Here is a 19491-nt window from a genome sequence, read left to right as displayed (position 1 = left end):
GGGGTCGCTCAGGCGAGGGCGAAGACGGAGGAGCCGACGCTGCGGCCGGACTCCAGGTCCTGGTGGGCGCGGACGGCGTCCTCCAGGGCGTAGCGCTGGTTGATCGGGACGGTGATCCGGCGCGAGGCCACGTGGTCGAACAGCTCGCCGGCCAGCGCGCCCCGCTCCGCCGGGTCGGCGATGTAGTCGGCCAGCGCCGGGCGGGTGACGAACAGCGAGCCCTTGACCGCCAGCTGCATCGCGTCGATCGGCGGGATCGGGCCGGAGGCGGTGCCGAAGCAGACCAGCAGGCCGCGCCGGCGCAGCGAGTCCAGCGACGACGGGACGGTGGTCCGGCCGATGCTGTCGTAGGCGACCGGGACGCCGGCGCCGTCGGTCAGCTCGCGCACCCGGGCGGCGACGTCCTCGCGGGTGTGGACGACGGTCTCCCAGCAACCGTGCGCCCTGGCGATCTCCGCCTTCTCGTCGGTGGAGACGGTGCCGATGACGCGGATGCCCAGCAGGCTCGCCCACTGGCAGAAGATCAGGCCGACGCCGCCGGCGGCCGCGTGCAGGAGGACGGTGTCGCCGGCCTGCAGGTCGGCGATGCGCCGCAGCAGGTAGCCGGTGGTCAGCCCGCGCATGGTCATCGCCGCGGCGGTCTCGAAGCCGATCGCGTCGGGCAGCGGGATCAGGTGCGCGGCGTCCATCACGCGCTCGGTGCTGTAGGCGCCCAGCGGGCTGCCGGTGTAGGTCACCCGGTCGCCCTCGGCGAAGCCGACCACGCCGGGGCCGACCTCCTCGATCACGCCGGCCGCCTCGACACCCATGCCGGTGGGCAGCGCCGCCGGGTAGAGGCCCGAGCGGAAGTAGGTGTCGGCGAAGTTGAGGCCGACGGCCGCGTGGCGGATCCGCACCTGGCCGGGGCCGGGCTCGCCGACGGGGAGGCTCTCCCAGCGCAGCACCTCCGGACCGCCGGTCTCGTAGAAGCGGATGCCCTTCGCCATGCAGATCTCCTTCTTCCGGGTACGCCGAGGACACGCGGCACTCGCGCGTGTGCGTGGGATGTGGGACGGGTTCGGGGGGCTGTTCTCGTCTCCCCCGGACGGCCTCCAGTGTGGGATCGGCCACCCGGCCGGGCTGTACCGATCCGGACAGGGGTCTTAGCCTCTTCGGACAGGTCGAGTCGTGCGGGAGGCCTCCGATGCGCCCCAGTTGCCGCTGCGCCACGCTCGACGGCTACGTCGGCCTGGCCCGGAGGTCAGGGCTCGACCCGGCCCGCCTGCTGGCCGCCGCCGACCTGTCCGTGGCCGACCTCGCCGTCCCGGACAAGTGGGTCCCCGCGGCCTCGGTCGCCCGGGTGCTGGAGCGCTCGGCGGAGGAGTCCGGCCTGCCGGACTTCGGCCTGCGGCTGTCCCGCCTGCGCCGGCTGGCGACGCTCGGGCCGCTGAGCGTGGTGCTGCGCCAGGAGCCCGACCTGCGCAGCGCGCTGGGTCTGCTGACGCGCTACGAGCACAGCTACAACGAGGCCCTGCGCCTGCGGCTCGAGGAGGACGGCGACCTGACCACCCTGCGGATGTGGCTGGAGTTCGGCGAGCCCGTCCCGACGCGGCAGTCGCTGGACCTGGCCATGGCGGCGCTGCTGGCCATCGTCCGGGAACTGCTCGGCCGGCAGTGGGAGCCGCTGTCGGTCTGCTTCGCCTCCGCGGCGCCGGCCGTGCTCACCACGCACTGGGAGGTGTTCGGGCCCCGGCTGCACTTCCGGCACGCCTTCACCGGCCTGGTCTTCTACACCGCCGAGCTCGACACCCCGAACACGACGGCCGACCCGCTGCTGCGGCCCTACACCGACCAGTTCCTCCAGGCGCTCGGCGGCCCGCGGGCGGCGACGGTGACCGACCAGGTGCGGCACCTGGTCGAGCTGCTGCTGCCCCTCGGCCGGTGCTCGACGGTGCACGTCGCGCGCAGCCTCGGGGTCACCCAGCGGACCCTGCACCGGCACCTCGCCGCCGACGGCACGTCGTTCTCCGCGATCGTGCACCGCACGCGGGAGGCCCTCGCCGAGCGCTACCTCTCCGCGGAGCGGTACTCGCTCACCGAGGTCTCCGAGCTGCTCGGGTTCACCGCGCCCAGCGCGTTCTCGCGGTGGTTCCGCCAGCAGTTCGGCCGCAGTCCCACCGAGTGGCGGACGACGGCGCAGCGGCCGGCGCCGGCCTGATGCTCAGCGCCGGGGGTCGCCGCCCGCGGTGAGAGCGGCCAGCGTGCGCACCAGGCGCGGCCGGTCGCCGAGCCGCCACAGCGCCCGCTGCCGCTCGGCCCCGGACGGCCGGCTCCGGGACCCGGCCAGCAGCCGGCCGAGCAGCTCCCGGTCGCCGGACGCCTCGAGCGCCGGGGCGGCCGCGCTCAGCAGCTCGTCGAGCGCCTCGGCGGCCGGCGCGAACGCGTCCCGTCCCGGGACCGGCACGAGCGCCGCCGGACCGCTGCGGGCCGCGGCGGACCCGGCGGCGAGCAGCGCCGGCTCGGGCAGGTCGACCACCGGCCGGCCGGCCAGCTCGTCGGCGATCGCGGTCATCACCGCGGCCCGGCACAGCCCGGTGAGGAGCACCGCGTCCTCGACGGTGAGGCAGACGTCGGAGATGCGGATCTCGAGCGTCGGGTAGCGGGGCGAGAGCCGGGCCCAGAAGTAGACGCCCCGGCCGTCGAGCGCCGCCCGGTTCTCGACCAGGTCGTCGATCCGGCGGTCGTACTCCCCCGCGTCGGCGCACCGCGGGGGCGGGACGAACGACGGCCACCGCCGCTGCACGACGAACCGGTGGCTGGCCCAGCCGGTGTCCTGCCCGCGCCACAGCGGGCTGTTGCCGTGCATGGCCAGCAGCACCGGCAGCCACGGCCGCAGCCGGCCGAGCACGGCCACCCCGAGGTCCCGCGAGGGCACCGCCACGTGGACGTGCGCGGCGCAGGTGATCTCCTCGCCGGTCACGCCCGGGACCGTGGCCACCAGCAGCCGGTACCGCGGGTCGTCGGTGAGCTCGGAGAGTCCCGGGGCGTCGAACGGCGGCGTGCCCGAGGCGACGAGGAAGGCGCCCCGGTCGGCCGCGGCGGCGGCCAGCGTGCGGCGCGCCGCGGCCAGCTCGCGAGCGACCGTGCCCAGCTCCGTGCAGACCCCCGTCGTCGTCTCGACCTGGCAGCGGGCGAACTCCGACTGCGCGCGGACCTCGGGGCGCAGGCCCGCCAGCACGTCGGGCGCGACCAGCGCGGTGCGCCCGTCCGGCCGGAGCAGCAGGAACTCCTCCTCGACCCCCACCGTGGGCACGTCGCCGTCCCGCACCGGGAGATCGCCGACGACGAGCCGGGGCACGGCGGTCACCGGCAACCGGTCCCCGTCGCCGAGCGGATCACCCGACCGGCTCGAGCACCGTCGGCGCGAACGGCAGGAACTCCTCCTGGCCGTGCCGGATGACGATGCAGGTGGACTCGGGCACCTCGTGCCAGGCGCCGCGCAGGCCGCCCAGCGGCTCGGAGACCACCAGCCGCGCGTCGTCGGAGAGCCGGTGCAGCACCGGGTTGTCCGGGTACTGCTCGCGCAGCACGCTGATGTCGGTGCTGCGGAACAGCGACCGCGACCGCCCCTCGGTGGAGTACCGGAACGCCCACAGGGTGTCGCCGTCCGTCGTCGCCACCGTCATCTGCACCGGGAACTGCTGCCCGTGCTGACGGCCGACCTCCTCGATCAGCCCGACGGCCCGGGCCACCGCGGCCGGCGGGTCGGACTCCAGCCCGAACGTGAGCGCCAGGTAGAAGAACAGCTCCGAGTCGGTGGAGCCCTCGATGTGCGGGAACAGCTGAGGCGCCACCGCGAGCAGGAGATCCCGCTTCATCGCGGAGAAACCGGCCAGCCCGCCGTTGTGCATCCACAGCCACGGTCCGTGCCGGAACGGGTGGCAGTTGGTCAGCTGCACCGGTGTGCCGGTCGAGGCCCGCACGTGGGCGAGCACCATCGGCGAGCGGATGTGCCCGGCCACCTCGCGCAGGTTGCGGTCGTTCCAGGCCGGCTCGGTGCTGCGGTACCGCCCCGGGGTCGGCCGGTCGTCGTACCAGCCGACGCCGAAGCCGTCGCCGTTGGTCGGCTCGACCCCCAGCTGGGAGTGCAGGCTCTGCACGATCAGCGAGTTCTCCGTCGTGTAGAGCAGGTCCTCGATCAGCACGGGACTCCCGCTGTACGCCATCCAGCGGCACATGTCAGACCCCCACGGTCGCTCGGGCCGGTGCGACGGCAGTCTCCACCGGAAGTCCCGCCGGTGGGTGCGACCGTGTCCGGCGGATCCCCTTGTCGATCTCGACGACGATCGGCAGCACCAGCGCCAGGCCGATGCAGGCCAGCCACTGCAGTCCGGACAGCGACTGCGTGAGCAGGGCGTGCTGCAGGAAGTCCAGCTGCGTGGAGAGCACGAGCAGCAGCGCCGGGAGGACCGACCACTTCACCGCCGTCAGGATCGGCGGGGTCAGCCCGGACGTCGGATCGCGCCGCATGACCACGCCGCTGAAGATCGTGCCCAGGCCGATGACGACGTAGCACATGGTCATCGACGCGCTCGGCGCATCGGTGTGCAGCTGGTCCGGCCCGGCCACCAGCGGGACGAGCGCCGCCAGGAAGAGCACGCCGCCGTAGAGCACCCACCGGGTCACCGCCGGGCCGTTGGTGATCCCCACCTTCGGGTCCCGCGGCGGCCGGTCCATGATCTGCGGATCCGCCGGGTCGAGCATGATCACCACGACCGGGAAGATCGACACGAAGAAGTTGAGGAACAGCACCATGAGCGGGGTCATGGCGACGCCGCTGTTGATGTCGAACGCCGTCGCCGTCACGAACAGCAGCACCAGGGACAGCAGCTGGGTCATCTGGTAGCGGATGTAGGAGACGACCTTGCCGTAGATGCTGCGGCCGAGCTCCACGGCGTGCACGAGCGTGCCGAAGTTGTCGTCGGTGAGGATCATCCGCGCGGCCTGCTTGGAGACCTCGCTGCCGCTGCCCATCGCGACGCCGATGTCGGCCTGCTTGAGCGCGGCGGCGTCGTTGACCGCATCCCCGGTCATCGCGACGATCAGACCCTCGTTCTGCATGAGCCGGGCCAGCCGGAGCTTGTCCTCCGGCGTCACCCGGCCGAACACGTGCAGCCGGGGGAGCCGCCGGCGCAGCTCCTCGTCGGAGAGGGTCTGCAGCTCCGCGCCGCTGATCGCGCCCTCGCCCAGACCGAGCGACTCCCCGATCGCGTGCGCGGTCACGGCGTGGTCGCCGGTGATCATGCGGACGTCGATGCCGGCCCGGAGCGCCGTCTCGACGGCCGCCTTCGCCGACGGCCGCAGCGGGTCGATGATGCCGACCATCCCGACGAACCCGAGGTCTCGGGTGAGCGCCATCGGGTCGCTGTTCATCGTCGGCAGCTCGTCGTCGGCGACGATTCGGGCCGCGAAGGCGAGCACCCGCAGGCCCTTCTCCCCCATCGCGCGGTTGGCCGCCTCGATCCGCCCGCGCTCCTGCTCGATCGGCAGCCGCTGCGAGCGGAACGGTCCGCCGGCGATGCTGCACCGGTCCAGGACGACGTCCGGTGCGCCCTTCACCAGCTCGACCACGTAGGACGCGCCGTCGATCTCGATCTTGTGGAACGTCGCCATGAACTTGTACTCGGAGTCGAAGGGCACCTCGGCCAGCCGCGGGTAGGCCCGCCGGGTCTGGTCGGCGTCGACACCGAGCTTGGCCGCGAGGACCACCAGCGCCGCCTCCGTCGGGTCGCCGATGACCGCGCCGTCGTCCCCGACCGTGGCGTCGCTGTCGAGCACCAGGGCGTAGGCGAGCCGGGTGAAGTCCGGGAGCTGGGCGCCCGCGACCGAGCGGATCCCGCCGGTCTTCTTGTAGCCCTCGCCCTCGACGGTGAACCAGGCCCCGTCGACGAACATCGTGGAGACCATCATCTGGTTGAGCGTCAGCGTGCCGGTCTTGTCGGTGTTGATCGCGCTGGTGGCGCCCAGGGTCTCGACGTCGGTGAGGTTCTTGACCACGGCCTTGGCGTCGGCCAGCTGCCGGGCGCCGTAGGAGAGCATCGCCTGCACGAAGGTCGGCAGGCCGGTCGGGATGGCCGAGATCGCCATCGCGGTGCCGAGCAGCAGCACGTCCTCGGCCGGCAGGTCGCGGATCAGGCCGACCACGATGATCAGCGCCACCGCCGACCAGGCGATGATGCCGAGCACGCGGGTGAGCCCGTCGAGCTCCTTCTGCAGCGGGGAGCGGGTCCGCTCCACCGAGGTGAGCATGGTGGCGATCCGGCCCATCTCGGTCTGCATGCCGGTGGCGGTGACGACCATCGTCGCCGTCCCACGGGTGACCGAGGTGTTCTGGAACAGCATGTTGACCCGGTCACCGAGCGCGACCTCGGGCCCGGGGAGGGTCTCCGCGCCCTTGCTGATCGGCGCGCTCTCCCCGGTCAGCGCCGCCTCCTGGGTCTCCAGCGTCGCGGCCACGACGACCCGGCCGTCGGCGGGGACGACGTCGCCGGCCTCGAGCCGGACGACGTCACCCGGCACGACCTCCTCGGCCGGGATGAGCTGCACCTGCCCCTCGCGCAGCACCCGGGTCTGCGGCACCTGGAGCTTGGCCAGGGCGTCGACGCTGGCCCGGGCCTTGAGCTCCTGCCGGGCACCGAGCACCACGTTGAGCAGCACGAGGGCGAAGACCAGCACGGCGGTGGAGATCTGCGCGATGAGCAGGCTGGCCACCGCCACCGCGATCAGCATGATGTTCATCGGGTCGCGCAGCTGGCCGAGCGCCACCACCCAGCCCGAGGGCGGCTTCTCGCTGGTCAGCTTGTTCGGCCCGACCTCCTGCAGCCGGCGGGCCGCCTCCCGGTGGCTGAGCCCGTGCTGCAGGTCGATGCCGGCCGCGACGATGACCTCCGCGGCCGAGCGCAGCCAGGGCGGCGTCTCCTCCTCCCCGACCCGCGGGACCGGCACCGTCGGGTGCGCGGCGACGCCGGGGTCGGTCGGGGCGCTCATCGGGTCTCCATCCCCTCGGCCTCGACCGAGATGCGGGTGCCGCCCTCGCCGGCGAGCATCGCCGACAGCTGCTCCAGCGAGCCGATGACCGCCGGCCGCCCGGAGGCGCGGGCGAAGTGCGCGGCGGCCTCCACCTTGGGGCCCATCGAGCCGGCCGGGAACAGCGCCGGGTCCAGCGCGTCGGGGTGCGCCGTGACGACCGCGCGCTGCTGCGGCGTGCCCCAGTCCAGGTACACCGCGTCGACGTCGGTGGCGATCACGAGCAGGTCGGCGCCCAGGTCACCGGCCAGGACGGCGCTGGCGCGGTCCTTGTCGATGACCGCCTCGACGCCGATGAGGGTGTGCGTGCCCGGCTCGTACATCGTGGGGATGCCGCCACCGCCGGCGCAGACCACGACGCAGCGGTGCTGCAGCAGCCACTGGATCGGCTCGATCTCGATGATCCGCTGCGGCACCGGCGAGGGCACCACCCGCCGCTGCTTGTCACCGTCGGCCTTGAAGACCCAGCCGCGCTGCTCGGCGAGCTTGCCCGCCTGCTCGCCGGTGTAGACCGGACCGACGAACTTGGTCGGGTTCTCGAACGCCGGGTCGGCCGGATCGACCTCGGTCATGGTGAGGACGGTCGCCAGCCGCTTCTCCGCCGGGACGAGGTTGCCCAGCTCCTGCTCGATGAGGTAGCCGATCATCCCCTCGGTCTGCGCGCCGAGGACGTCGAAGGGGTAGATCGACACGTCGTCGTAGGCCGAGGCCTGCAACGCGAGCAGCCCCACCTGCGGGCCGTTGCCGTGCGAGATGACCAGTTCGTGGTCGATGGCCACCGGCGCCAGGGACCGGCAGGCGACGGCCACGTTCGCCCGCTGGCCCTCGACGGTCATCGGCTCACCCCGGCGCTGCAACGCGTTGCCCCCGAGGGCGACGACGATCCTCATGGTCGGCTCCTCAATCGCCGATCGTGGCGACCATGACCGCCTTGATCGTGTGCAGCCGGTTCTCCGCCTGGTCGAACGCGATGTTCGCCGGCGAGCGGAAGACCTGGTCGGTCACCTCGAGGCCGTCGGTGATGCCGGTCAGGTCGGCGACCTTGCGGCCGACCGCGGTGTTGGTGTCGTGGAAGGCCGGCAGGCAGTGCATGAACCGCACCCGCGGGTTGCCGGTCCGCTCCAGCGCCCCGGCGTTGACCTGGTAGGGCTTGAGCTCCTCCACGCGGGTCTTCCAGACGTCGTCCGGCTCGCCCATCGACACCCAGACGTCGGTGTGCACGAAGTCCGCGCCGGGCAGCGCCTCGGCCGGGTCCGCCGTCAGCGTGACCCGCCCGCCGGACTCCTCGGCCCGCTCCCGGGCGAGGTCCTGCACGTCCTTGTCCGGCCAGAGCGCCTCGGGAGCGCAGATCCGCACGTCGGCGCCCATGATCGCGCCGGTGACGAGCAGCGAGCGGCCCATGTTGAACCGGCCGTCGCCCATGAAGCAGTAGGTCAGCTCGTGCGGCCGCTTGCCCGAGTGCTCGGTCATGGTGAGGAAGTCGGCGAGCATCTGCGTCGGGTGCCACTCGTCGGTCAGCCCGTTGTAGACGGGGACGGCGGAGTTGGCGGCCAGCTCCTCGACGGTGGCCTGCGCCTTGCCGCGGAACTCGATCGCGTCGAACATCCGCGCGAGCACCTGCGCGGTGTCGGCGGCGGACTCCTTGTGCCCGATCTGCGAGGACTGCGGGTCCAGGTAGGTGACGTGCCCGCCCTGGTCGTAGGCCGCGACCTCGAAGGCGCAGCGGGTGCGCGTCGACGTCTTCTCGAAGATCAGCGCGACGTTGCGCCCGCGCATCCGCTGCCGCTCGGTGCCGGTCGCCTTGGCCCGCTTGAGCTCGTGCGACAGGTCGAGCAGCAACTGCAGCTCGGCGGTGCTGAAGTCGATCTCCTTGAGGAAGTCGCGGGAGTGCAGGTTGAGGGGCATCGGGACTCTCTCCTCAGGCCAGGGCTGCGCCGACCTCGCCATTCCAGCCGGGGCGTCCCGCGGGGGTCCTCCCCCTCAGCGGATGAATCCCCCGCCCTGCCGCGCTACCGGTGGCTCCGGCGACGAGCGATCAGCTTGCCCAGCTCCCACAGGACCAGCAGCGCCAGCGCCGGCACCAGCGCCCAGCCGAACTGCTGCGCGGTCAGCGGGACGGTGCCGAGCAGGCGGTTGAACACGTCCATCTGGGTGGTGAGCACCGCGAGCACGAACTCGCCGAAGATGGCCCAGTTCAGCTGCTTGCTGTCGAAGGTCTGCGTGGTCAGGGCGGTCTCCGTCTCGCTGCGGCACTGGACGGCGGCGACGATCAGGCACAGCGCGAACGACGTGAACGCGATCGACTGACCGACCTGGACGCTGTCGAACGTCCGGGAGCCGAGCTGGATCAGCGACAGCAGCCCGACGGTGATCGCGAGCCCGGTCAGCCCGACGGTGAGAACCACGCTCCGGGTCAGCACCGGCTCGCCCCGGCGGCGCGGCGTCCGGGCCATCAACCCCGGGCTCTCCCGGTCGAAGCCGAGCGCGAAGCCGAACGGCGCGTTGACGAAGAAGTGGATCCACAGCACCTGCGGTGAGGTGAAGGGCTCGCCGGCCGCGATGTTGAACAGCGAGGCGCCCAGGAAGGTCAGGACGAACACGACCAGGAGCACCAGCACGAAGCGGATGTACTTGGAGAGGTTGTCGTAGATCTTCCGGCCCTGCTCCACCGCGAAGACGATCGTGGCGAAGTTGTCGTCGGACAGGATCATCTTGCCGGCGTTCTTGGCCACCTCGGTGCCGCTGCCCATGGCGATGCCGATGTCGGCGGCCTTGATGGCCGGTGCGTCGTTGACGCCGTCGCCGGTCATCGCGACGACGTCGCCCTTCTTCTTCAGCGTGTCCGCGAGCAGCACCTTGTGCTCCGGCGCGACCCGGCCGACCACGCCGATGTCGTCGATGCGCGCCAGCCGCTCGGCCTCGGGCAACGCCGCGAAGTCCGCTCCCAGGATGGCCTCCCCCGGGATCCCGACCTGCTTGGCGATGGCCGCGCCGGTGGTGACGTCGTCCCCGGTGACCATGCGCACCCGGATGTGGGCGGCCTGCGCGCTGGCCACCGCGGCCGCCGACTCCGCGCGCGGCGGGTCGACCATCCCGACCAGGCTGACCATCTGCAGGTCGGTGACGTAGCCGAGGAGGTCGCCCGCCGGGTCGAAGGACGCCGGATCGAGGTCCCGCGTGGCCGCGGCCATGACCCGCTGCCCCTCGCCCTCCATCCGCTCCATCTCGGTCGTGGCCCGGGCGTCCAGGTGCTCGTCCCACGGGACGCTCGCGCTGCCGGACAGGGCGCTGGCCGCCCGCCCCATCACCGCCGGCGCCGCCCCCTTGACGAAGAGCCGCACCACCGGAGCGCCGGAGGCGTCGGTCGTGGAGTTGAACGAGGCCATCAGCTTGTAGCCGGGGTCGAACGGCAGCGTGGCCAGCCGCGGCAGCCGGTCCCGGGTGCCCTCGATGTCCAGGCCGGCCTTGTGGCCGAGCACCAGCAGGGCCCCCTCGGTGGGATCCCCGACGACCTTGCCCTCGACCAGCTTCGCGTCGTTGGCGACCAGGTACGGCAGGATCGCGCCCTCGATGCCGGCCGACGAGCCCGCGGCGTGCTGGACCTGCCCGTCGAGCTCGTACCCGGTGCCCGAGATGGCGTAGCGGTCGGTCGTGCCCACCACCTCGACCGCGGTCATCTGGTTCATCGTCAGGGTGCCGGTCTTGTCCGAGTTGATCGCCGAGGTGAACCCCAGGGTCTCGACCGAGGGCAGGTCCTTGGCGATGGCGTGCTGCTTGGCCAGGTCGACGGCGCCGAGGGACAGGATCGTCTGCGCCACGGTGGGCAGCGCCTCGGGGATCGCCGCGATGGCGAGGGCGACCGCGCTGACGAACAGCGCGTCCCACGCCTCCCCCCGGGCGCGGCCGAGCACGAACATCACGATCATGGTGAGTCCGGCGGCGGCCGCGATCCACAGGGTCAGCCGGTCGAGCTCCCGGTCCAGCGGGGACTGCTCGCGTGCCGTGGCCGCGAGCATCCCGGAGATCTTGCCGACCTCGGTGTCGGCGCCGGTCGCGGTCACGATCACCGTGCCGCTGCCGTGGGTGACCGGGGTGTTCATGAACGCGACGTTCGTCTGGTCACCCGGCCCCAGGTCGTCGCCGGAGAGCGTCTCGGCGCCCTTGGCCGCGGGCACGCTCTCCCCGGTGAGGGCGGACTCGTCGATCTGCAGGGCGCTGGCGGTGATGATCCGGCCGTCGGCGGGCACCTCGTCGCCGGCAGCGATCAGGACGACGTCGCCGACGACCACCTGCTCGGCCGGGATCTGCGACTCCGCGCCGTCCCGCCGGACCCGGGCGGTCGCCTTCATCATGGACTTGAGCGCGTTCATCGCGCTCTCGGCCTTGCCCTCCTGGCGCAGGCCGACCACGGCGTTCAGCACGGTGAGCGCGACGAGGATGACCGCGGTGCTCCACTCCTTGATGACCAGGGAGACGACCGCGGCGGCGACCAGGATGATCTGCATGTAGCTGCGGTACTGCTCGAGGAAGCGCAGCCACCCCGGCTTGGACTTCTCCTCCGGCAGCGCGTTCGGGCCGTTGTCGCGCAGTCGCTGGGCGGCCGTGGTCGCCGGCAGGCCGACCGCGGGGTCCACGCCGAGCGTGGCGGCGACCTCCTCGGGCGGCCGCGCGTACCACGCCGCTCCCCCGGCGACTCGGATCTGCTGCGTGTCCGCCTGCGCGGTCATGTCCCTACCTCGGTCCGGGAGTCGCGCCGGCGCTTCCAGCCGACGTCGAGCACGACGCTGAGCAGCAGGATGACCACGATGGCGACCAGCGTCGCGGGTTCGGACACCAGCGTGGTGACGGCGAAGGCGAGCAGCACCACGAGCGTGCTCGCGATCGCGAGGACCAGGACGGGGAGGCTCGCGCCCGTCTCGCCGCGCACCCGGAAGTGGGCGGCGGTGATCAGGGTGAACACGAGCAGGGCGATCGCGCTGCCGATCGAGGCGATGGCGCTCAGGTCGAACCCGACGGCGAGGACGATCGAGGCCACCGCCGTCACCAGCAGCCCCGACGACGCCCGCCCGCCCAGCCGGCGGCCGAGCACGGGCGGGAACTGACCGGTCGCGACCATCTCCTCGCAGACCCCGGCCGCGGGGTAGAGCCCGGCGTTGGTCGCGCCGGCCGTCGAGAACAGCGCCGTCACCGTCATCAGCCAGTAGCCGGCGTTGCCCAGCACGGGTTTCGCCGCCTCCGCCAGCGCGGTCCCGCCGGAGGAGATGACCTCGTCGACGGTCAGCGTGCCGAAGACGCCGAGCGCCACCGCCACGTAGATCACCGTCGCGATCCCCAGCGCGATGGTGATCGCCCGCGGCAGTTGCTTGGCCGGGTGGGCCAGGTCCTTCGCGGTGAACGTGATCACGCCGAACCCGAGGAAGGCGAAGAAGGTCAGGGCGACGCTGGAGACGATGTGCCGGAACGGCGGGTAGCCCGAGAACGACAGCAGGCCAGGGTCGATGTTCACCAGGGTCACCACGGCGAACAGGACGAGGATCCCGATGACGACGTAGACGATGAGGGTCTGGGTCCGGGCCACCGCCTGCGCGCCGAGGACGTTCAGCGCGGTCATGGCCGCGATCAGCACGACCGCGAAGACCTTGGTCCACGCGGTGCTGCCGTCGGTCAGGGCGCCGCTGGCGTAGCTCCCGAAGGAGACCGCCACCATCGCGGTGATGATGCAGTTCGCGGCGAGCAGCAGCCACGCGACGACGCCGAGCAGGTGGCCGTTGCCGAACCCCCGCAGCACGTACTCGAGGAAGCCGCCGGCCGAGGGGTACCGGGCGCCGAACTTGGCGAACGAGTACCCCTGCAGGACGGCCACCCCGCCGGCGAGGAGGAACGACAGCCAGACCGCCGCGCCCGCCACCTCGCCGGCGGCGCCGAGCAGGGAGAAGATCCCTGCGCCGACCATCGCCCCGACCCCGATGAACGCCGCCTGACGGACCGACAGCGCCTTCGCGGTCCGGTCGTCCACCGCCACGGCTCGACCAGCCCGACCGTTGGGCTCAGGCGACCGCGGCGTCGACGGGATCGCGCTCGATCGGGCAGGACATGCACCGCGGGCCGCCGCGACCGCGACCGAGCTCCTCGCCGGCGATCGTCACGATCTCGATGCCGTTCTTGCGCAGGAACGTGTTCGTGGTCGTGTTGCGCTCGTAGCCGAAGATCACGCCGGGCGCGATCGCGAGGAAGTTGTTGCCGTCGTCCCACTGCTCGCGCTGGGCGCCGAGCAGGTCGATCGGCGTCCGCATGACCCGGATCTTCTCCACGCCCAGCGCGTCGGCGACGACGGGGAACAGCTCGGCGTTCTCGGTGACCTGGTAGTCGCCGCCGGTGCCGATCGGGGTGAGGGTGAACGACCGCAGCGACGGCGGCAGCATCGGGTACACGCTGAACGCGTCGCGGTCGATCATCGTCATGGCCGTGTCGAGGTGCATGAACGCGCGGGTCTTCGGCAGCTCGACGGCGATGACCTTGGTGACCTTGCCGTGCTTGAAGTACTCGCGGGCCAGGAACTCGATGCCCTGGGGGCTGCTGCGCTCCCCCATGCCGACCATGACCGTGCCGTTGCCGATGACGAGGATGTCGCCGCCCTCGCAGTTGGCCGGGTCGTGGTTCTCGCTGTCGTTGCCGTAGTAGAAGTGCGGCGGGTTGTCGCGGAACATCGGGTGGAAGTTCCAGATCACCCGCGAGTTGATCGTCTCCCGCTTGCGGGCCGGCTTGCTCATGGGGTTGACCGACAGCCCGTCGTAGACCCAGGCCGAGTTGTCCCGCTGGAACAGGTGGTTGGGCAGCGGCGGGAGCAGGAAGTCGTCGTCGTCGAGGTACTCCAGCAGCAGGCTGGAGGTCTTGGGCAGGTCCAGGTCGGACTTGAGGACGCCGCCGACGAGCGCCTCGGCCAGCCGGTCGGCCGGCGTCTGCGCGACCAGCTCGTCGAGCGGCGCGTCCAGCGCCGGGCCGAACCGGGTGGCGGTGGTCAGCTCGTCCTGCACGAACTCCCGGGCCCCGGGCTGGTCGAGCGCCTGGGCGAGCAGGTCGTGGAACAGGTAGACCTTCACGCCCTTGGCCTCGAGCTTCATGACGAAGGCGTCGTGCTCCTCGCGGGCGCGCTGGGCCCACATGACGTCGTCGAAGAGCAGGTCGTCGACGTTCTGCGGGGTGAGCCGGGTCAGCTCGAGACCCGGCTTGTGCACGATCACCTGGTGCAGCCGACCGACCTCGGAGTCGACGTGGAACGACATGGGGTGCTCCTTTTCTCGGGCGGTGCGGTGCTCAGGGACGCCAGGCGGGGACGGCGGGCGGCGGGCCCATCGAGGCCCGGTGCCGCAGGTAGATCGGGATGCCGGCCAGGAACGCGATGCCGGCGAAGATGAACGGCAGGTACTGCCGCCAGACGGCCTCCTCGCCGGTGTTGCGCGAGTAGACGACGAACAGGATCGAGAACACGAGGCCGATTCCGGCGATCCCGACGTCCCGGGCGAACCGCGGCGTGTGGAACTCGCGGTGGTCGACCAGCCGCCACTTGATCTGCGCGGCGGCGGAGAAGGCGTACGGGATGGCGGCCGTGATGCCGCTCATGTACACGAGGGTGTTGAAGACCGTGATCCCGGCCGAACCGGCGTAGGAGAAGACCATGAACAGCGAGGCGAGCAGGGTCGAGGAGATGATGCCGAAGGCCGGCACGCCCTTCTTGTTCAGCTTGCCGAACGCCTCGGGGAACATCCCGTCCTTGGCCGCGGCCAGCGGCATCTCGGCGCAGATCATCGTCCAGCCGTTGAGCGCCCCGAAGCCGGAGATCACCACCAGCGCGGCCATCACGTAGCCGGCCCAGGTGCCCCCGAAGATGCTGTTGACCGCCGTGGAGAACGGCGCGGTGGACTCGCTGAGCGCGGAGCTGGCGACGATGCCGAACACCGCGATCAGCGACAGCAGGTAGACGACGGCGGTGCCCAGGGTGCCGAAGATGGTCGCCCGCGGGACGTTCCGCTCGGGGTTGCGGACCTTCGCCGCCGCCACGGCGGCGGTCTCGACGCCGAGGTAGGAGAACAGGCACAGCGCCATCGCGCCGCCGATGGCGGACAGGTTGCTCTCGCCGCTGATGTTCCAGGGCGTGAAGTTGCCGGAGCTGATGAAGAACAGCCCGACGGTCGACATGAACACCAGCGGGATGAACTTGAGGATCGACGTCCAGGTCTGGACGGCGCCCATGTTCTTGACGCCGCTGAGGTTGATCGCCGCGGGCACCCACAGACCGACCAGCGCGATCAGGATCGAGAGCCACTTGTTCTGGCCCTTGTTGACGAACTCCTCCACGTACAGCACCCAGCCGACGACGATCGCGGCGTTGCCCGACCAGGCGGTGATCCAGTACAGCCAGGCGTTGGAGAAGCCGGCCATGTTGCCGAAGCCTGCGCGGGCGTAGGCGTACGGGCCGCCGTCCGCGGGCAGCCGCTTGGACAGCGAGGCGAACATGATCGCCAGGGCGAGGGCGCCGATCGTGGTCAGCGCCATGGCGATCAGGCTGATCGGGCCGTAGCCGGCCAGGGACGACGGCAGGTTGAAGATGCCGACGCCGATGATCGACCCGACGATCAGCGCCGTCGCCGGACCGAGGCCCAGGGTGCCGCGCGGCTCCTGCTCTGCGACGGGGGTGGATCCGGTCGGAGGGGCGGATGCCGTGCTCATGGAGGCCTCCGGGTCGTCGACGGCGAGGCCATTGCATCGGCGGGCGTTCACAGGAAACCTCCCCCGTTCCGGATGAATCGCTCGCCGTCGCGGCACCGCCAGGCTCCCGACGTGCGCGGCAGCGCTCTCCCCGTCGTCCTCGCGGTGCTGTCCGCCCTGTCGGCAGCCGTCTACGTGGTCCTCCAGCGCGACGCGAACCGCGGCACGCCGAGCAGCGTGACGGGGTGGCGGCTGGTCGGGCACCTGCTGCGGCACCCGCTGTGGCTGCTCGGCCAGGCGGCGTGGCTGGTGGCGTTCGGCCTGCAGGCGCTGGCGCTGCACCTCGGCCGGCTCTCCGTCGTCCAGCCGGTCCTGGTCACCGAGCTGGTGTTCACGCTGCTGATCCGCCGGTTCGTCTCCCACTGGCCGGTCCGGGCGGCGGCGTGGGGCTCGGCGGTGCTGCTGTGCGGCTCGCTCGGCGTGTTCCTCGTCGCCGCCGAACCCCGCGGCGGCCATCCCTACGCGACCGCCTCGGCCTGGGTGTGGGCCCTGCTCGCCACGGGCGGGGCCGCCGGGGGCGCCGCCGTGCTGGGTCTGTCGGGGACGCCGGCCCGCCGGGCCGCCTGCTTCGCGACGTCCGGGGCCGTGCTGGGCGCGCTCGAGGCCGCGCTGATCAAGACCGTGACCGGGGAGCTGAGCGCGGGTGGGCTCTCGGCGGTCCTCACGAACTGGCCGGTGTACGCGCTCATCGCCTCCGGCGCGGCGAGCGGGGTGGTGGTCCAGGCCGCCCTGCACGCCGGACCGCTGACCGTGTCCCAGCCGCTGCTCGTCGTCCTCAACCCGATGGTGGCCACCGGCCTGTCGGTGTGGTTGTTCGGTGAGCACTTCTCGGACGACCCGGTGACCGTCGCGCTGGCCGGGATCGCCTTCGCGGGCGTCGCGGTCGGGGTCGGCCTCCTGACCGCGACCGGGCCGCGGTCCTCGGCCGTCGAACCGGAGCCGAGCGAGGACGCGCTGCCCTGAGCCTCATGCGCCGGGGACGAGGCAGGCCCGCGAGGTGCCCCGGCAGAGTCGGCGACGTGGCGGACACCGGCGGATCAGGGGCCGTGCTCGGGGCCGAACGGGAACGACTGCGGCTGGCCGACGCGGGCGCGCAACCGTGGCGGCGGTGGGGTCCGTACGTGGCGGCCCGCGCCTGGGGCACGGTGCGGGAGGACTACAGCCCGGACGGCGAGTCGTGGTGGTCCCTGCCGCACGAGCAGGCCCGCTCCCGGGCCTACCGCTGGTCCGAGGACGGCATGGCCGCGGTCTGCGACGACAAGCAGCGGCTGTGCCTGGGCCTGGCGCTGTGGAACGGCCGCGACCCGATCCTCAAGGAGCGGATGTTCGGGCTGGCCGGCCCGGAGGGCAACCACGGCGAGGACGCCAAGGAGTACTGGTGGTACCTGGACTCCACGCCGACCCACTCGTGGATGCGCTGGCGCTACCACTACCCGCAGGCGGAGTTCCCGTACCAGCGGCTGGTCGAGGAGAACGCCCGCCGCGGCAAGGACGTCGGTGAGTTCGAGCTGCTGCACACCGGCGTCTTCGACTCCGGTTGCTGGCAGGTCACCGTCGACCACGCCAAGGCCGCTCCCGAGGATCTGCTGATGCGGGTGACGGTGCGCAACCTCGGCGAGCGCACCGAGACGCTGCACGTGCTGCCCACGCTGTGGTTCCGCAACACCTGGGACTGGGAGCCGGGCTCGCCGAAGCCCTCGCTCGCCCTGGGCGGCGGACGGATCACCGTCGCGCACGAGGAGCTCGGTGCCCGGGCGCTGACCTGGTCGGGCGACCCGGAGCCGCTGTTCTGCGAGAACGAGACCAACCTGCGCCGGCTCTACGGCGTCGACCGCGGCACGGCCTACCCCAAGGACGGGATCGGCGACGCGGTCGTCCACGGCGCCGCCACGGTGAACCCGGAGCGGCGCGGCACCAAGGCGGCGCTGTGGTACCGGCTGGAGGTCGCGGCCGGCGGGACCGCGGAGATCCGGGTCCGGCTGGCGCCCGAGGCCGGCGACGTCGGCGAGCGGTTCGCCACCGTCCTCGCCGACCGTGCACGGGAGGCCGACGAGTTCTACGCCCCGCTGGTCCCCGAGAACGCCACCGCCGACGAGGCGCGGATCATGCGCCAGGCCTTCGCCGGCCTGCTGTGGAGCAAGCAGTACTACCACTACGACGTCGACCGCTGGCTCGAGGGCGACCCCGGCCAGCCGGCGCCCCCGCAGTCGCGCCGCGCCGGGCGCAACAGCACCTGGAAGCACGTGCACGCCAGCGACGTGATCGTGATGCCGGACGACTGGGAGTACCCGTGGTTCGCCGCGTGGGACCTCGCCTTCCACACGATCCCGCTGGCCCACGTCGACCCGAGCCTGGCCAAGCAGCAGCTGCTCCTGCTGACCCACGAGTGGTACATGGACCCGCGCGGCCGGCTGCCCGCCTACGAGTACGACTTCGGCGACGTCAACCCGCCGGTGCACGCGCTGGCCGCGATGCGGGTGTTCGCCATCGACGGCGGCCAGGACCTCGCCTGGCTCACGGCGATGTTCAACAAGCTGCTGGTCAACTTCACCTGGTGGATGAACCGGGTCGACGTCGACGGCAAGGACCTGTTCGCCGGTGGCTTCCTCGGGCTGGACAACATCGCGCCCTTCGACCGCAATCACCCGCCGGACCTCGGCGGGGGCCGGCTGGTCGAGGTCGACGGCACCGCCTGGGTGGCCCTGTTCGAGCTGGGCCTGCTCGCCATGGCGGTCACGCTGGCCGCCGAGGAACCGGCCTACGAGGACATCGCGGTCAAGTTCTTCGAGCACTTCTGGGTCATCGCGCTGGCCATGGCCGACCAGGGGCTGTGGGACGAGGAGGACGGCCTGTACTACAGCGCCGTCCACACCCCCGACGGCCGGTCGTGGCCGATCCGCGCGCACTCCGTCGACGGGCTGCTCCCGCTGGCCGCCTTCGCCGTCCCCACCGAGAAGCTGCTCGAGCAGCTGCCCGCGCTGCGGGAGCGGATCGAGTGGTTCGCCGAGCGGTACGGCGACCGCTTCGACGCGCTGGCCGAGTTCGACCGCCCGGGCCCGACCGGCCGCCGGCTGATGTCGGTGTTCGGCCGGCGCCGGCTCGAGCGCATGCTCACCCGGCTGCTGGACGAGTCGGAGTTCCTGTCCCCGCACGGCATCCGCGCGGTGTCGCGGTACCACGCCGACCACCCGCTCGACCTCGGGCCCGACGGCCGGCTGGACTACGAGCCCGGTGAGTCGCGCACCGGCATGTTCGGGGGCAACTCCAACTGGCGCGGGCCGGTCTGGTTCCCGATGAACTACCTGATCGTCAACGCCCTGGCCCGCCTCGACCGGTACTTCGGCGACGACCTCACCGTCGAGATGCCCACCGGCTCGGGCCGGCGGATGCGGCTGGTGGACGTCTCGCGGGCGCTGGCCGACCGGCTGGTGGGCATCTGGGTCGAGCGCGACGGACGCCGGCCCGTGTTCGGGGACGACGAGCGGTTGCAGAGCGACCCGGACTGGCGCGACCAGCTGCTGTTCTTCGAGTACTTCCACGGCGACACCGGTGCCGGGCTCGGTGCGAGCCACCAGACCGGCTGGACCGCGCTGGTCGCCGACCTCGTCACCAGCCGCCGGTTCGCCACGTTCGTGGCCGCCGACCGCTCCTAGGAAGGGC

At 72.1% G+C, this 19491-nt stretch carries 13 protein-coding genes; 3 read left to right on the top strand and 10 right to left on the bottom strand.

Translation table 11 applies throughout. The features are described from left to right. Positions 1–8 precede the first annotated feature (8 nt). Complete coding sequence (locus GGQ55_RS19335; protein WP_179719509.1) at positions 9–986, bottom strand: quinone oxidoreductase family protein; 978 nt, start codon at positions 984–986, stop codon at positions 9–11. 197 nt (positions 987–1183) lie between these two features. Between GGQ55_RS19335 and GGQ55_RS19330 the strand changes: the two genes are divergently transcribed. Then, the gene (locus GGQ55_RS19330; RefSeq protein WP_179719507.1) at positions 1184–2197 is read left to right on the top strand and encodes an AraC family transcriptional regulator; all 1014 of its coding nucleotides are present in this window, start codon (positions 1184–1186) and stop codon (positions 2195–2197) included. A gap of 3 nt (positions 2198–2200) precedes the next feature. On the opposite strand, the gene GGQ55_RS19325 is transcribed toward GGQ55_RS19330, so the two are convergent. From GGQ55_RS19325 to GGQ55_RS19285, 9 genes are all read right to left on the bottom strand, one after another. Next, positions 2201–3346 carry a carboxylate-amine ligase gene (locus GGQ55_RS19325; protein ID WP_179719505.1) on the bottom strand — a complete coding sequence of 382 codons (1146 nt, stop codon included), beginning with the start codon at positions 3344–3346 and terminating at the stop codon, positions 2201–2203. 28 nt (positions 3347–3374) lie between these two features. Next, entirely contained in the window at positions 3375–4184 is an 810-nt protein-coding gene (locus GGQ55_RS19320) for a class II glutamine amidotransferase (RefSeq protein WP_366489739.1), read from the bottom strand. Positions 4185–4218: 34 nt separating this feature from the next. Continuing rightward, complete coding sequence (locus GGQ55_RS19315) at positions 4219–7026, bottom strand: cation-translocating P-type ATPase (protein ID WP_179719501.1); 2808 nt, start codon at positions 7024–7026, stop codon at positions 4219–4221. Then, entirely contained in the window at positions 7023–7955 is a 933-nt protein-coding gene (gene arcC / locus GGQ55_RS19310) for a carbamate kinase (protein WP_179719499.1), read from the bottom strand. Before arcC ends, GGQ55_RS19315 begins: the two co-directional genes overlap by 4 nt. A 10-nt stretch (positions 7956–7965) precedes the next feature. After that, positions 7966–8970 (bottom strand): ornithine carbamoyltransferase, encoded by a 1005-nt coding sequence (argF, locus tag GGQ55_RS19305; protein WP_179719497.1) that lies wholly within the window; start codon positions 8968–8970, stop codon positions 7966–7968. A 104-nt stretch (positions 8971–9074) separates the two neighbouring features. Next, a complete protein-coding gene (locus tag GGQ55_RS19300) occupies positions 9075–11792 on the bottom strand; it encodes a cation-translocating P-type ATPase (RefSeq protein ID WP_179719495.1) in 2718 nt (905 codons plus the stop codon). After that, the gene (locus GGQ55_RS19295) at positions 11789–13081 is read right to left on the bottom strand and encodes an APC family permease (RefSeq protein WP_218859347.1); all 1293 of its coding nucleotides are present in this window, start codon (positions 13079–13081) and stop codon (positions 11789–11791) included. Before GGQ55_RS19295 ends, GGQ55_RS19300 begins: the two co-directional genes overlap by 4 nt. Before the next feature lie 31 nt (positions 13082–13112). Continuing rightward, the gene (locus GGQ55_RS19290; protein WP_179719493.1) at positions 13113–14348 is read right to left on the bottom strand and encodes an arginine deiminase; all 1236 of its coding nucleotides are present in this window, start codon (positions 14346–14348) and stop codon (positions 13113–13115) included. Between the two features lie 31 nt (positions 14349–14379). Then, entirely contained in the window at positions 14380–15792 is a 1413-nt protein-coding gene (locus tag GGQ55_RS19285) for an amino acid permease (RefSeq protein WP_179719491.1), read from the bottom strand. A gap of 111 nt (positions 15793–15903) precedes the next feature. Between GGQ55_RS19285 and GGQ55_RS19280 the strand changes: the two genes are divergently transcribed. Continuing rightward, positions 15904–16794, top strand: coding sequence for a DMT family transporter (locus GGQ55_RS19280; protein WP_179719489.1), 891 nt, complete (start codon positions 15904–15906; stop codon positions 16792–16794). 56 nt (positions 16795–16850) lie between these two features. Beyond that, positions 16851–19484, top strand: coding sequence for an MGH1-like glycoside hydrolase domain-containing protein (locus GGQ55_RS19275; RefSeq protein WP_218859346.1), 2634 nt, complete (start codon positions 16851–16853; stop codon positions 19482–19484). Positions 19485–19491: the final 7 nt, after the last annotated feature.

This window comes from Petropleomorpha daqingensis, assembly GCF_013408985.1.
Lineage (GTDB): Bacteria > Actinomycetota > Actinomycetes > Mycobacteriales > Geodermatophilaceae > Petropleomorpha > Petropleomorpha daqingensis.
This window is presented reverse-complemented; position numbering and strand designations above follow the sequence as displayed.